12 protein-coding genes are annotated in these 12923 nt (G+C 69.3%); 8 read left to right on the forward strand and 4 right to left on the reverse strand.

The window, feature by feature from the left end; genetic code table 11:
- Nucleotides 1-55: 55 nt before the first annotated feature.
- Genes QSK18_RS19065 through QSK18_RS19080 form a run of 4 tightly spaced genes read left to right on the forward strand, consistent with a single transcriptional unit; the run spans nucleotide 56 to nucleotide 4318 of the window.
- Complete coding sequence (locus QSK18_RS19065; RefSeq protein WP_285621195.1) at nucleotides 56-952, forward strand: IolE/MocC family protein; 897 nt, start codon at nucleotides 56-58, stop codon at nucleotides 950-952.
- Between the two features lie 43 nt (nucleotides 953-995).
- A complete protein-coding gene (locus QSK18_RS19070) occupies nucleotides 996-2174 on the forward strand; it encodes an aromatic ring-hydroxylating oxygenase subunit alpha (RefSeq protein ID WP_285621197.1) in 1179 nt (392 codons plus the stop codon).
- A complete protein-coding gene (locus QSK18_RS19075; protein WP_285621200.1) occupies nucleotides 2171-3172 on the forward strand; it encodes a PDR/VanB family oxidoreductase in 1002 nt (333 codons plus the stop codon). Before QSK18_RS19070 ends, QSK18_RS19075 begins: the two co-directional genes overlap by 4 nt.
- Nucleotides 3173-3175: 3 nt before the next feature.
- Complete coding sequence (locus QSK18_RS19080; protein WP_285621203.1) at nucleotides 3176-4318, forward strand: alcohol dehydrogenase catalytic domain-containing protein; 1143 nt, start codon at nucleotides 3176-3178, stop codon at nucleotides 4316-4318.
- 54 nt (nucleotides 4319-4372) lie between these two features.
- Here QSK18_RS19080 and QSK18_RS19085 read toward each other — a convergent pair whose 3' ends face one another.
- Both QSK18_RS19085 and QSK18_RS19090 read right to left on the reverse strand, forming a co-directional pair.
- Entirely contained in the window at nucleotides 4373-4822 is a 450-nt protein-coding gene (locus QSK18_RS19085; RefSeq protein ID WP_232809653.1) for a DUF6069 family protein, read from the reverse strand.
- Nucleotides 4819-5847 carry an RNA polymerase subunit sigma-70 gene (locus QSK18_RS19090; RefSeq protein ID WP_232809652.1) on the reverse strand — a complete coding sequence of 343 codons (1029 nt, stop codon included), beginning with the start codon at nucleotides 5845-5847 and terminating at the stop codon, nucleotides 4819-4821. The genes QSK18_RS19085 and QSK18_RS19090 overlap by 4 nt, the downstream gene beginning before the upstream one ends.
- A gap of 146 nt (nucleotides 5848-5993) precedes the next feature.
- Between QSK18_RS19090 and QSK18_RS19095 the strand changes: the two genes are divergently transcribed.
- Together QSK18_RS19095 and QSK18_RS19100 are read left to right on the forward strand one after the other, a co-directional pair.
- A complete protein-coding gene (locus QSK18_RS19095; RefSeq protein ID WP_232809651.1) occupies nucleotides 5994-6740 on the forward strand; it encodes a hypothetical protein in 747 nt (248 codons plus the stop codon).
- A 199-nt stretch (nucleotides 6741-6939) separates the two neighbouring features.
- Nucleotides 6940-7536: a hypothetical protein gene (locus tag QSK18_RS19100; RefSeq protein WP_232809650.1), complete on the forward strand. Its 597-nt coding sequence runs from the start codon at nucleotides 6940-6942 to the stop codon at nucleotides 7534-7536.
- A gap of 206 nt (nucleotides 7537-7742) precedes the next feature.
- Here the strand turns inward: QSK18_RS19100 and QSK18_RS19105 are convergent, their stop codons facing one another.
- A complete protein-coding gene (locus tag QSK18_RS19105) occupies nucleotides 7743-9515 on the reverse strand; it encodes a DUF5635 domain-containing protein (protein ID WP_232809649.1) in 1773 nt (590 codons plus the stop codon).
- 438 nt (nucleotides 9516-9953) lie between these two features.
- A complete protein-coding gene (locus QSK18_RS19110) occupies nucleotides 9954-10979 on the reverse strand; it encodes a zinc-binding dehydrogenase (protein WP_232809648.1) in 1026 nt (341 codons plus the stop codon).
- A 146-nt stretch (nucleotides 10980-11125) separates the two neighbouring features.
- On the opposite strand from QSK18_RS19110, the gene QSK18_RS19115 reads away from it, so the two are divergent.
- Nucleotides 11126-12013: a helix-turn-helix transcriptional regulator gene (locus QSK18_RS19115; protein ID WP_232809647.1), complete on the forward strand. Its 888-nt coding sequence runs from the start codon at nucleotides 11126-11128 to the stop codon at nucleotides 12011-12013.
- A gap of 33 nt (nucleotides 12014-12046) precedes the next feature.
- Nucleotides 12047-12913 carry a MerR family DNA-binding transcriptional regulator gene (locus QSK18_RS19120; protein ID WP_232809646.1) on the forward strand — a complete coding sequence of 289 codons (867 nt, stop codon included), beginning with the start codon at nucleotides 12047-12049 and terminating at the stop codon, nucleotides 12911-12913.
- The last annotated feature ends 10 nt before the right edge of the window (nucleotides 12914-12923 follow it).

The raw sequence follows: 12923 nt of genomic DNA on the forward strand, positions 1-12923 counted from the left end.
GTCAGGCTCAACTTTTGCTTGCCATCGGAGCAAAGTCGAACGTAAATATGTGGCCATGAGCTTCGACGGCAAAGCTTCTCCACAGCCCGGGCTGACTTTCGTGCAGTCGCTGTGGGCGATGGAGGACCTGCCCTGGCGCAGTGAGCGGCCGTGGACCCTGGACGAGCAACTGGCCCGGCTGGTCGAGGCCGGTTACGGCGGCTTCGCGGTCGACCTCGGCGCCTCGCAGGCTCCCACCGCCGCCGACCTGGCCGCCGCGGCTCAGGGCACCGGTCTCACCGCCACGGTGATGGCCTTCGTCCCCGACGAGGGTGTGCTCACCGACGCCCTGAAGTACGCCGCCACGATCGGCGCCCAGGACCTGGTGCTGTGCGCCCAGCACTACACCCTCGATCTGGACAAGGCGGCCGCTCTGGCCACCCGCTGGCACGGTATCGCCGCCCGTGAGGGGGTGCGCCTGGAGCTCGAGACGCATCGCAACACCATGACCAACGACCTGCGATTCACCGCCGCCCTGGCCCAGCGCCTGCCCGAAGACCTCGAGCTGGCCATCGACCTGTCGCACTACGTGGTCGGCGCCGAGATCCCCTCGACGCCCACCGCCGAGATCGAGGGCCACGTCGCCGCTCTGCTGCAGAGAGCCGGATCAACTCAAGGACGGGTGGCCTCACGGTGCCAGGTCCAGTTGCCTTTGCATCATCCCGCCAGTCAGCCCTGGATCGAGCTGGCCCAGCGCTGGTGGAAGGACGCCTTCGTGCAGATCCTGCGCCGGCGGGCACTTTCGGGTTCCAACCGCGACGTGGTGTTCCTGACCGAGCTCGGCACTGCGCCCTATGCGATCACCGACGCCGAAGGCGTCCAGGTCAGCGACCGCTGGGCCGAGGCGGCGCTGCTGCGGGAATGGGCCACCGAGGCCTTCACCCAAGCCATCACCGAAGCCCAGGCCGTCTGACCAACGCGCCCACCAACGTCCTCAAGTTCTAGGAGTGCCCGAAATGACCGCCGAACCGACCTACTCGACCACCAAGACCGGCAACACCATTGTCGACGGCCCGCTTTCGGAAGAGACGTACGGCCAGTCGATCCTGCCCGCCGCCGCCTACACCGATCCCGCCGAGTTCGCCCGCGAGCAGAAGCTCATCTTCAGCGCCGAATGGGTCTGGGCCGGATACGCGCACTGGATCGCCAACGAGGGCGACGTGCACCCGGTCGAGGTGGCCGGCAAGCCGCTGCTGATGGTGCGCGACGGCGAGGGCTCGGTCAACGTCTTCCACAACTCCTGCCGGCACCGCGGCATGGTGGTCACCCAGGAACCGATCGAGGTGACCCAGCGGATCCAGTGCGCCTACCACTGCTGGTCCTACAATCTCGACGGATCACTCGCCGCAGCGCCCTATTTCAACCGAGAGCGGCGCGGCGCCCCCTCCCCCGAGGCCCGGCAGAAGCTCGGCCTGCTGCCGGTGCCCAGCGCCGTCTGGGCAGGCATGATCTTCGTGAACCTGAGCCCCGACCCCACCCCGTTCGAGGACGTGATCGGCCCGCTCGCCGAGCGCTGGTCGCACATCGACTTCAGCCGGCTGCACCTGGCCGAGGAACGGGTCTTCGACCTCGAGGTGAACTGGAAGCTGGCGGTCGAGAACTTCCTCGACTTCTACCACCTGCCCTTCGTGCACCCCCAGGTCGGCCCGGTCGCCGCCTCGCTGGACGTGGACGACGTGGTGATCGACCGCCAGGTCATCGTGGGCGGCCGTTACCCCCGCGGCGCGGTCGGCAAGGCCAAGAAGTCCGAGGACGCACTGCCTTTCATCGGCGACGTGCCCGCCGGCAAGGTCGAGTCGCAGGACATCTTCTGCGTCTTCCCCAACGCCCTGGTGTTCCTGGAGGCCGACTGGTTCCAGGTGATTGCGCTGGCCCCGGCCGCGGTCGACCGCACGGTCGAGCACATGGCGGTGTTCGTCGACCAGGGAGCCGCCGAGCCGCGCTTCGCCGAGTCCCTGAAGAGCCTGTGCGACGTGCTGTTCCACGTCAACGAGCAGGACATCCCGTTCCTGTACAAGCTCCAGGCCGGACGGGCCTCGGACGGCGCGAACCACACCACCCTGCTGCCCTCGTGGGACCAGATCACCGCCATGTTCCAGGCCGCGGTCGCTCAGCGGATGGGATACGGAGCATGACCCTGGTGTCGGTCGAGGCGCCCGCACGGCGCCCCCTGGAGCGGTTCGACGCCGTGGTGGTGGCTCACCAGAAGCTCACCGAAGACGTCGTTCTGGTGAGCGTGCGCAGTACCGATGAAGGACGGGGGTTGCCGGCCTGGGAGCCCGGCGACCACGCAGACCTGGAGCTGGCTCCCGGGCTCGTGCGCCAGTACTCGTTGTGCGGAATGCCCGGCGAAGAAGGCGTTTGGACGTTCGCGGTGCTGTTGCGCACCGACGGCACCGGCGGCTCGCGGCACGTTCACGAACAGCTCGCGATCGGCCACGAGGTACGGGTGGCCGGGCCAAAGCCGATGTTTCCCCTGGAGGAGGCCGAGCATCATCTGCTGCTGGCCGGGGGCATCGGGGTCACGCCGGTCCTGACCATGGCCGAGCACCTGGCTGCGGCCGGAAAGCCCTTCTCGCTGGTCTATCTGGGCCGCTCCCGCGAGCGCATGCCGTTCCTGGACCGGGTCGCGGCGCTGGGCGAGGCGGCACTGATCGTGGATCGCTCGCAGGCCACCGATTTCACGCTGGCCCAGGCCCTGGCCCAGGCTCCGGACAGCGCCCTGGTGTACGCCTGCGGGCCGAGCCGGATGATGGACGAGCTGGCCGGGCTGGTCACGGACGGCCGTCTGCGGTTCGAGTCGTTCGACCCCTCGACGGCTGCCCCTGCTGAGGCTGGTTCACCGGACGGAGCTTTCGAGGTGCAGTTCGGCCACGGCGGCCCGGTCCGCGAGGTCCCGGCGGGCACCCCCATGCTGGACGTACTGCTCGAAGCCGGTGCCGATATCCTGTGGTCGTGCCGCGAAGGTACCTGCGCCAGCTGCGAAACTCCCCTGCTGGAGGGCGAGGCCGACCACCGCGACCAGATCCTCCTGCCGGAGGAGAGGGAGGCTCAGGACTGCGTCTTCCCCTGCGTCTCGCGCGCCCTCTGCGGGCGCCTCGTGCTCGACCTGCCCGCCCCCGACGAGAGCTGAACCATGCCCATCGCATCGCGCGCCCTGGTCTTCGACGACCGCACCGGCGAACCGCCCCAGGTCGTCGACACCCAGGTGGCCGAGCCCGGCCCGGGGTTGATCCGGGTCCGGATGACCGCGGCCGGCGTCTGCCACTCCGACCTGCACACCGTGAACGGCGACTGGCCGATGGGCCGCCGTCTGGTGCTTGGCCATGAGGGCGCCGGTGTGGTCGACCAAGTGGGCCCCGGGGTGGAGGACCTGGCCCCGGGCGACGCGGTGGCCCTGAACTGGTACGTCGCCTGCACCGCGTGCCCGGCCTGCGCCCATGACCGGCCCTGGCTGTGTACCGGCTCCCCGGCCCTGGACAACCAGCTCCCCGACGGCAGCACCGCAGTCTCCTCGGCCGACGGCGAGGTCTGGCCCTTCCTCGGAGTCGGGGCCTTCTCCGAGTACATCGTCGTGCCCCAGGCTGCCGCGGTGCGCCTGCCCGACACGGTTCCCGCCGACGTCGCCGCCCTGATCGGCTGCTCGATCACCACCGGCTACGGCGCCGTGCGCCTGACCGTGTCCGTGGCCAAGGGCGACGCCGTGGTGGTGAGCGGCTGCGGCGGGGTGGGCCAGGCCATCATCGCCACCGCCGCCGAGGCCGGCGCCCACCCGATCATCGCGGTGGACCGCTCGCCCGCCCGCCTCGAGGCCGCCCGCGACCTGGGAGCCACCCACACCGTGCTCGCCGACGGCAGCGAGGTCGAGCAGGCCCTGGCCATCGTCCCCGACGGCGCCGCCTACGCCTTCGACGCCATCGGTGCCCCGGCCGTGGCCGCCCAGACCCCGCGCTACCTCGGCGCCGGCGGCACAGCCGTGCTGGTCGGCATGCCCGCGATCGCCGCCACCGCCGCCATCGACACCTGGGACGTGGTCACCCGCGGCCTGACCGTTGTCGGCTGCAACTACGGATCCGCCGTCCCCGCCCGCGACTTCCCCCTCATCGCCGAGGCCTACCTGGCCGGCCGGCTGCCCCTGGACAAGCTGGTCGGCGACGTGGTCGACCTCGACGGCGCCGCCACCGCCATCACCGACCTGGCCAACGCCACCGGAGGCCGCTCGATCGTCCGCTTCGGCCCTCCACCCACCGGAGTATCCGCACGAACCCCTACCAGGTGACCGATCCCGCGACCGGCGCGGTGCGGGAGACCTTCCCGAGCGTTTCGCCGGACTCTAGGCCGACTGCGCTGCGCGGCGTTCCTCATCGGTGCGGAACGCCGGGAGTCGCCGGGTCAGAGCCGGGATCATGACCGCGGCGGGGACGAGGTGAAGCGCAACCAGAGCGACGACGGTGGCGGCATCGGCCCCGGAGACGAACGGCGGCACGAGCGAGACCGCGGTCAGCGCCGTCGTGGTGAGCCCGAATCGCTCGGCCGGGCGGGCGCTCCAACGGCCGAAGGCCAGGGCCAGGACGACGCCCACGAGGCAGAAGAAGCCGGTCACCACGGCGAACCCGGACAGCGGAATGGCCTCGCCGCCGTCGGGGATCCGGAAATCGACCCCGGCGGCCCGGGCCGACGCGGCGGCCAGACAGTTGAGCACTACCGCAACGGCCGTGGCCGTCAGGCCGGTGCCGGTCAGACCCCTGGTGGTCGACGCGGAACCGGCCACCATGCCGATCATTTCGTTCCTCCGTCACCCGGGACGAGCTGTTCCGTGCCGTCGGCGGGCAGGCGATCCGGCAGCCCGAGCCGGGGGAACTGGTCGTTGTGGAAGGTGAAGATCTCGCTGATCGCACCACCCGAGATGCGCAGGACGTCAATGGTCAGCGGCAGGTAGGCGTTCTGCCGGGGCTGCCAGAGGTAGGCGGCGACGGCGGGCTGACGGTTGACGAACGTGGGCACTGTGCGCAGGCGGCCCATACTTTCGAACCCCTCCTCCACCCAGTTGCCGATCACCACGTCCCGCCCCACATACACACCCGGCGTGGGCGGCATGGAGAAACGGACGTCCTCACGCAGCATCGCCGCGATCGCACCGACGTCCTTGGACACGCTGGCGTCTGTGAAACGACGCACCAACTCACGCGTTCCGGCATCCGGCTCACCTCCGGCCCAGTCCTGCCGCTCGGCGGGCAGGTGCTCACGCATACCGGCACGGGCGCGCTGCAGTGCGCTGTTGACGGAGTTGACCGAGTCCCCCAGCAGATCGGCAACCTCCTTCGCGGGCCAGCCGAGCACGTCACGCAGGATCAGTACCGCCCGCGGGCGTGGGGCCAGGTGCTGGACGGCGACCAGGTAGGCCAGCTCGATCGTCTCCCGCGCAACCACCACGCTCTCCGGTTCGTCGGCCTCCTCGGCGCGCACATCGTCCAGAAGCTGGTCCGGGTAGGGCTGCAACCAGAGCACCTCGCCGCCGGTGGCGGGCTCCGGACGGCGCCGGGCCAGCAGGTCCAGGCAGGCATTGGTGGCGATCCGGTACAGCCACGCCCGGAACGTCGAGCGCCCCTCGAAGGTCTCCCGGCGCCGCCAGGCCCGCAAGAACGTCTCCTGCACCGTGTCCTCGGCGTCCTCGAACGACCCGAGTATCCGGTAGCAGTGCACGTGCAGTTCGCGCCGGTGACGCTGCGCCAGCCCGGAGAAGGCCGGCTCGTCCATCGCGCCCAGGTTCTCCATGTCCAGCGCCCCCGACCTGGTGTCCACACCCATCGCGTCATCCTTCCGCCTCGTTGGCTTCCGATGTAGGTGTGACGGGTACGGACGCCAGAAGTCATCACCGGGTCCACCTCGGCAAATAGGTTCTTTTCGGACAAAAGCCTGCGCAAGGCGCCTCTGGCGAGCTACAACTTTCCACCATGCGAAGCATCAGAACCTCGGCAGCCCTGGCCACCGTGTTCACCGCCGCCACCGTCACCGGCCTCGCCGCGGCTCCGGCCAACGCCGCCGAGACCTGCTCCATCACCGGCGCGCCCACCACGGTCGTGGTGGGACTGGAGAAGAACGAGTTCGACCTCAGCCCCACCACGAACTGCCCCGAAGGCTCCTCCGTCGAGTTCACCTACCGGGCCGAGTGGCCCGCAGGCGTGCCCTCCGCCGTCCAGTCGCCCGGCTACTTCGTGACCACCTTCCTCAACGGCCACCCCAAGGCCTGGCACAGCGACGGCGACTACCCGTTCGACATCGTCCCGGCCGCCGGCAACGTCCTGGCCGGGCAGACCATGCCGGCCGGCTACACGGCTTTCGTCGACGCCGACAAGGACGACTTCAAGGACGCGGCCGAGACCACCTTCACCCACGACACCACGCTGACCGTCCTGCGGGCCACCCGGATCACCGAGTTCACCCAGAACGACGAGGGTTTCAGCGCCACCGTGCAGCGAGCCGACTGGGAGACCCGGTCGTGGCGGAACATCGAGGCCTGGTCCCTGTTCGACCTGCAGTTCCGGGCAGATGGCACGAACGAGTGGACGACCGTGCGCGAGCGCGTTGGCGGCTACGGCCCTTGGGGCCCCACCTCCTCGGAACCCGGTGACTACCGGGTGAAGTACCGCGGCGACGTGGTGAGCGGCGTTTCCTACAGCGAACCGCTGCACGTGGGCTGATCCGCCCGCCTCCGGAGGCCGGCGGCGGGGCGCCGACCTCCACCAGCCGATCAGGCCGGCCGTCTTGAACTCGGACGCCACTTGGCCTCTGCGCGGACTGTATGCGACCTTACGAGCTGCACCTCGACCCGATCCGCACCTACGCCTTCACCCAGTAAAGTTCGTGTCCGATCGAATCGAATCCCGTCGAAGAAGCACGATGCAGGCAACCGACGCTGAGGTACTGGACGGTCACGCGTCCAAATCGCTCCACGGCCTTGTGTCCGTGGCTGCGCAACTTGGTCATTCACACGGCACCACAGGAATTCCTGCCCTCGAAGCGTTTCTGACGCGGACCGGGCCCGGCACCGAGCATCTGAGGTGTGCAGCCCTGGTGTCCCTGGGCCGTCGATGCGGGGCCGGATCCAGCCAGGTTCTCTGGCGAGCCTTCACCGACAATCGCGGTGCCGTGCGAGAGTACGCGGCCGACGCATTGCTGGAAGTAGCGGATGACCGTATTTGGGACGATGTGTGCGTCTGGTACGAACAGTGGCTGGCAAAGCCCAAGAGCCGACGACGTCCCATCCCGCCCGCGATGCCACTGTCCTATCTCGTGATTCACGCAGCCGGTCACGCTGAGCGTCGGGACGCCCTGGTCGCCCTCATCCGACGGAACTGGTCTCGTCTACTGCCGTTCGAGCAGCAGTGGATCCGCGGCCAGGCCCCCGATGCCGGGCCTGACGGGCCACCGGGGGAAGCGGTTCGACTGCCCGGCAGGAACGATCTGCCGCTCACCGCGAGCGACCTGCATTCGTGAGGTTCGGGCCGGTTGACCTGGCCCCAGGACCCGAGACTTCACGGCGGGCGAGTTCGCGAATCTCACTGGCCTGAGCCCGAAGGCCCTGAAGCTGTAACGCGAACTCGCATCCTGCTGCCTGCCTTCGTCGAGCCCGGACTTCTATCTGGATGTGGCCGAGCAGGTTTCCCGGTCCGGCCTTCTGGCACCGTCCAGGCTGGACTCGGTCAGAGGTCAGCAGCGATGAAGTGCGCCCGCCGCCCCTGCGCTGCGCCTCGTCTCACGATCCCCTCGTTCTCCATCCGGGTGAGCATGTTCAGCGCCCCCTGAGTGGTGAGCCCGGTAATCCCGGCCAGCTCACCGCTCGAAATTCTCCCCGCGGCAGCTACATACGTGCGCACCAGGTGCTCTGCCGCCCGCTGACCCGGCCGGTACCAGCCCATCAGGCCCCGTCGCTGAGCCTGCTCCAGCGACCGGGCATCTGCCGTGGCCCGCCGGATGATGCCGGGAGCCGGGAGCCAGGGACCTGCAGAGGTGGAACGGATCAGCGGCTCGTCGTCCACGCTGCAGGTCGCGAGGACGTCCAGCGTCTGCTCCGCCTCGTCCAGGGGAACCTGCAGCAGCGCCGCGAACGCGGCAGCGGTCAGGAATCCGTCACGCAACATCACGTACAGGCCCAGGGCAACCCGAAGGTCCCGCTGGCGCTCGGTGGGTGTGACCGCCCCGATCGAGGCGATCACGGCCGGCAACGGCTGGCCGCCCACCAGACGCGTACGCACCTGTGGACCTGGCTCTTGCCGGATGGTCGGTGGACGATGGCCGAGAGAGACCATCTCCCGGTACATCCGGTCCACGCCGATCCCCTGGCGTTCCACCAACCCCATGGCCCGGGCCAGGTCCGCCAGTGCAGGATTGCGTGAATATCTTGCTGATAGAACGGATTCGCTCGTCACCCCGCCCGCGAATCCCCCTGGGGAAACCACGTCGAGGCTGGCGTCGGCCGCAACCCAGGTCAGGTGTACGGGTTCGAGGGGCAGCCAGTCGCGGTGGACGATCGCGTTGAGCAGCGCTTCGCGCACGGCCGGCCAAGGAATCCGGCGCACCGGTTCCAGTTGCAGACCTGACTGCAGGACGACGGAGCTGTCGAGAACGTCCAGGCGGGCCTCGATCTCGCCGAGCTGCTCGACCAGGCTCAGCCCGGACAGGTCCGGGGGCCCGGAGATCACGTCCCCGCCGACCACGTCGAGGACGGCCAGTTCGAGGACCGTTCTCGGGGCGGGGCAGAACATGTGCACCCCGGCCGCGGTCAGCCGGCCGCTGGGGAGTAGAACGCCGAGGCGCGAGAGGTACTCGCGATCGCTGTGATCGTTCAGGTCGCTCTTGGCGGTCCCGCGCAGCAGACGCTTCGCGGCCGACATGGCTCCCGGAGTGATGTCGGCCAGGGTCTTGGACGTCTCGGCAGCCAGAGGATCACTGCCCTGCCGCCTCAGACGTTCTGCCCACCACTCCGACCGGTCGATCGGGGCGCAGCCGGCACCCACTCTCCACCGCAGTTGATCCTTGGTGTTCTCCACGGGTTCGCGCGATTCGGCCACCATGATGACCAGGAGGCGGGTGCCGTCCGGCAGGAAGCGCTCCTCGATCGCCGGTGCCAGGTCGACCCGTTCGTGGATCCGGTGCCGAAGCCAGTCCCGTTCCGAAGCTGCCCCGATCGCCCGCCCGTCGTCCGCGACTCCGACGATCAGTGCTCCGCCACCTGGCGTGTTCGCCAGGCAGGCCGCCTCGTCGGCCAGTTGCGAAGCAACTGCGTCACTCCGGGGCTGACCGGGCAGGATCACCCCACCGCGGGCGCGGCGCCCGGCCTCTTCCTTGAAGTCAACACCTTCGACTTCGGCTGCGTCAGCGGTCGCCCCCGTGAGCAGCAGCGCCAGTGCCTTGTCCACCGCTGCCGCGAGCTTGCGCCGGTCTTCCCAGACCTCTCCGCCAGGCTGAACAGCCAAGTCATGCTCCTCGCCGGTTGTGGACTTGGGGTTTTCTGAATAGTAAACCCCAAGTCAACGCCACGCGCAGTCTTCGGCTTGGTCAATCGTGCCCCTCGGCGTCAGGCCGAAGCGGCAAGGTCCATGTCTGGTCGCTCGGAGTCACCCGCTGGGCTTCCATGACAGCACGCAGAAGACCATCAACCGACCTCCAGCAATGAGCGCAGCTGCATCCTGAGTCGGGACCCGGCCGGTGGCGCGGTCGAGCCGTGAGGCTGGGCATCGGCCTCCTGAGCCTCGACCGCGGCCAGCCAGCGACGCCGGTTGGCCAGGCCGGTCAGCCTCACCGAACGGGCCGCGATCGCCCAAAAGGTCTCTGATCTGTTCGGCGAGCGCGCCGGGGGAGGCTTCGAAGAGTTCTGCAACCAGCGGCTGTACCACGTAGCCGGCTGAGACCGTTCAGAGTTCGACGAGAACCTTCAGCGACTCCCGAGCATCCATGGCCGCGTATCCCTTGGGCACATCCGTGAGGCCGATACTGCTGTCGAAAACCCTGCCTGGATTGACGGTTCCGTCGAGGATGCCGGGCAGCAGCTCATCCATGTAGGAGCGCACCGGAGCGGGGCCGCCGGTCAGCGTGATGCCGCGGAAGAACAGGCTGCTCACGCCGATCGGGGCTTCCTCGTACTGCGGCACACCGACCCGGCTGATCACGCCGCCGGGCCGGACCACGCCCACGGCCTGGTCGTAGGCGGGCCGGTGTCCCACCGCCTCGATGACCTTCGCCGACCCACCGGCGGTCAGGTCGCGCACTGCGGCGACACCCTCCTCACCGCGTTCGGCGACCACGTCGGTGGCGCCGAACTCGCGGCCCAGGTCGGTACGGGCCCGGTGCCGGCCCATCAGAACGATCTGTTCCGCGCCGAGCCGACGGGCCGCCAGCACCGCCAGCAGGCCCACTGCCCCGTCGCCGATGACGGTGACGGTGTCTCCCGCGCCCACACCGGCCCGCTTGGCGGCGTGATGGCCGGTGCCGTACACATCGGCCAGGGTCAGCAACGACCGCAGAAGCGGGGCTTCGGCTTCGGACGTCACCGGCAACGGCCTGAGCGTGCCGGAAGCCTGCGGAATCCGGACGAGTTCGGCCTGCGCCGCCGAGAGCATCTCCCCGTGCACGCAGTTGACCTGGTTGCCGGCCCGGCAGAACTCACACGTGTTGTCCTGCGCGGTCCACGATGCGACGACCAGGTCGCCCCTCTTCAGACCGGTGACCGCGGAACCGGTCTCCTCCACCAGCCCCAGCATCTCGTGGCCCATCTGCAGGCCCTGCTGCTGGGCAGGCAGGCCTCGGTAGTCGTGCAGGTCGCTCCCGCAGATGCAGGAGAGCACGACCCGCACGATCGCGTCGGTGGGGCGCTGGAGAGTGGGGTCGGGAATGTTCTCGACGCGGACGTCGCCGGCGCCGAACAACAGGGCTGCACGCATGATGTTTCCTTCTGATCGCTCCCGGCCCGGGGTTCGGCCCGGGACGACCTCGATTCAAGGCGCCGCCGGCAACGGCAACCAGGCCCTGCCCGGGGTGGTCCTCGCAGGGCCTGGTTACGCGGGCGGACGCTGCCATGCTTTGAGCCATGGACTCCCGCCGCGACCTGACGCAGTTCCTGGCCACGCGCCGCGCCCGGCTGAGGCCGGAACAGGCCGGGATCGCGCAGCCGCAGGGCCGACGTCGCCGGGTCGCCGGCCTGCGGCGCGAGGAGGTGGCGCACCTGGCGGGGGTCAGCGTCGAGTACTACACGCGGCTGGAGCAGGGCCGGGCCCGGGGAGCGTCCGACGAGGTCCTGCACGGTGTGGCCCAGGCCCTGCAGTTGAGCGACACCGAACGGGCCCACCTCTTCGACCTGGTGCGGGCCCTCGGCCCAGCTCCCCGTCGCACCCGCCCCCGCAAGGATGTCCCACAGGCTCGGCCGGGCCTGCAGACGCTGGTCGACACCGTCACCGGCGCTGCAGTGATCATGGTCAGCGAGAAGGGCGACGTGCTGGGCGCCAATGCGCTGGGCGAGGAACTGTACTCACCCATGTTCAGGAACCCGCTGCCCCCGGGAGAGATCCGGAACCTGCCCCGCTTCATCTTCCTGGACCCGGCAGCCCGCACCCTGCATCGCGACTGGGAGAGCGTCGCCGAGCCGGTGGTGGCGATCCTGAGGGCAGCAGCCGGCCGCAACCCCTACGACAAGAGCCTGTCCAACCTCGTGGGCGAACTGTCCACCCGCAACGAGTACTTCCGTGTGCGCTGGGCCGGCCACGACGTGCGCCCTCTCAGCAACGGCCAGAAGCTGTTCCACCACCCTCAGGTCGGCGATCTCGACCTGAACTACGAATACCTCGACGTCGCCGACGGCCAGGGGGTGCTCTGGCTCATGTACTACGCCGAACCCGGCACCCCCGCAGCGGAGGGCCTGCAGCTACTCGGCGCCCTGTCGGCCTCCTCGAGGACGGCACCTCAGCCATCGGCGGGTTGACCTGTCCCCTGGGGCCACCTTCACGCTGAACCCATGACCCGGGAATTCACAGCGGGCGAGTTCGCCGCCCTCACCGGCCTGAGCCCCAAGGCGCTGAGGCTGTACCACCAGCGCGGCATCCTGTTGCCTTCCTTCGTCGAGCCCAGCACCGGCTACCGCTACTACGACCGGGCCCAGCTCGGGCCGGCCCAGCGGCTGGATCTGCTGCGGCGGGCGTCGGTGCCGCTCAGTGATCTGAAGGAGCCTTTCGACTTCCGGGCGCGGCGTGAGCAGCTGGAGCTGCGCCGGCTCACCGAGGACTTCTATCTCGACGTGGCCGAAGAGGTCTCCCGTTTCGAACCGGCCCAATTGCGGACGCACGTGGTCCCGGCCCCGGAGACTGCGTGGGTCGGTCTGTTGTGGCGGATCGGGATCCCCACCGAGGCCGCGGAGCAGATCGGGGCGTTCGCTGTGCTCTCCGCCGACCTGCCGCTGGTCTCCGGCGCTTTCCGGGAGGCTCTGACTGCCGGTGGACTCGGCCCTTCGGGCATCTCCTGGACGGCGGTGCCGGAAACACCGACCGCTGACGCCCGGACCCTGGAGATGGTGATCACCCGCGCGGTGGCCCGCCCGCTGGAAGCGGGCGAGGCCGACGAACTGACTCAGGACGTCCACCATCGATGTGGTCAGCACCTGACTGTGCTTTCCGGCACCTTGCCGCGCCGGCTCGAGGTCACCTTCAGCCCGGTCGAGCCAGGCCCGTTCTCCCCCGTGCAGGAGGCTGCCCTTGACTACAAGCAACACCTGGCCTTCGAGAACTATCTGCAGCAGCACCGGGCCACGCCGATCGGACGGCAGGCCCGCCCGGTGGAACGGGCCGAGAACGAACACCTCACCGTGTTCGACGTCCGCCTCGACTGAGCTGCCCTTC

The sequence above is a fragment of the Kineosporia sp. NBRC 101677 genome, from assembly GCF_030269265.1.
GTDB classification, from domain to species: Bacteria; Actinomycetota; Actinomycetes; order Actinomycetales; family Kineosporiaceae; genus Kineosporia; species Kineosporia rhizophila.

Excerpts from the sequence above, each read along its gene's own strand:
- QSK18_RS19115 (WP_232809647.1), top strand. The coding sequence starts at position 11,126 with ATGGACTCCCGCCGCGACCTGACGCAGTTCCTGGCCACGCGCCGCGCC.
- QSK18_RS19075 (WP_285621200.1), top strand. The coding sequence starts at position 2,171 with ATGACCCTGGTGTCGGTCGAGGCGCCCGCACGGCGCCCCCTGGAGCGG.
- QSK18_RS19065 (WP_285621195.1), top strand. The coding sequence starts at position 56 with ATGAGCTTCGACGGCAAAGCTTCTCCACAGCCCGGGCTGACTTTCGTG.
- QSK18_RS19100 (WP_232809650.1), top strand. The coding sequence starts at position 6,940 with ATGCAGGCAACCGACGCTGAGGTACTGGACGGTCACGCGTCCAAATCG.
- QSK18_RS19110 (WP_232809648.1), bottom strand. The coding sequence starts at position 10,979 with ATGCGTGCAGCCCTGTTGTTCGGCGCCGGCGACGTCCGCGTCGAGAAC.
- QSK18_RS19120 (WP_232809646.1), top strand. The coding sequence starts at position 12,047 with ATGACCCGGGAATTCACAGCGGGCGAGTTCGCCGCCCTCACCGGCCTG.
- QSK18_RS19095 (WP_232809651.1), top strand. The coding sequence starts at position 5,994 with ATGCGAAGCATCAGAACCTCGGCAGCCCTGGCCACCGTGTTCACCGCC.
- QSK18_RS19085 (WP_232809653.1), bottom strand. The coding sequence starts at position 4,822 with ATGATCGGCATGGTGGCCGGTTCCGCGTCGACCACCAGGGGTCTGACC.
- QSK18_RS19080 (WP_285621203.1), top strand. The coding sequence starts at position 3,176 with ATGCCCATCGCATCGCGCGCCCTGGTCTTCGACGACCGCACCGGCGAA.
- QSK18_RS19070 (WP_285621197.1), top strand. The coding sequence starts at position 996 with ATGACCGCCGAACCGACCTACTCGACCACCAAGACCGGCAACACCATT.
- QSK18_RS19090 (WP_232809652.1), bottom strand. The coding sequence starts at position 5,847 with ATGGGTGTGGACACCAGGTCGGGGGCGCTGGACATGGAGAACCTGGGC.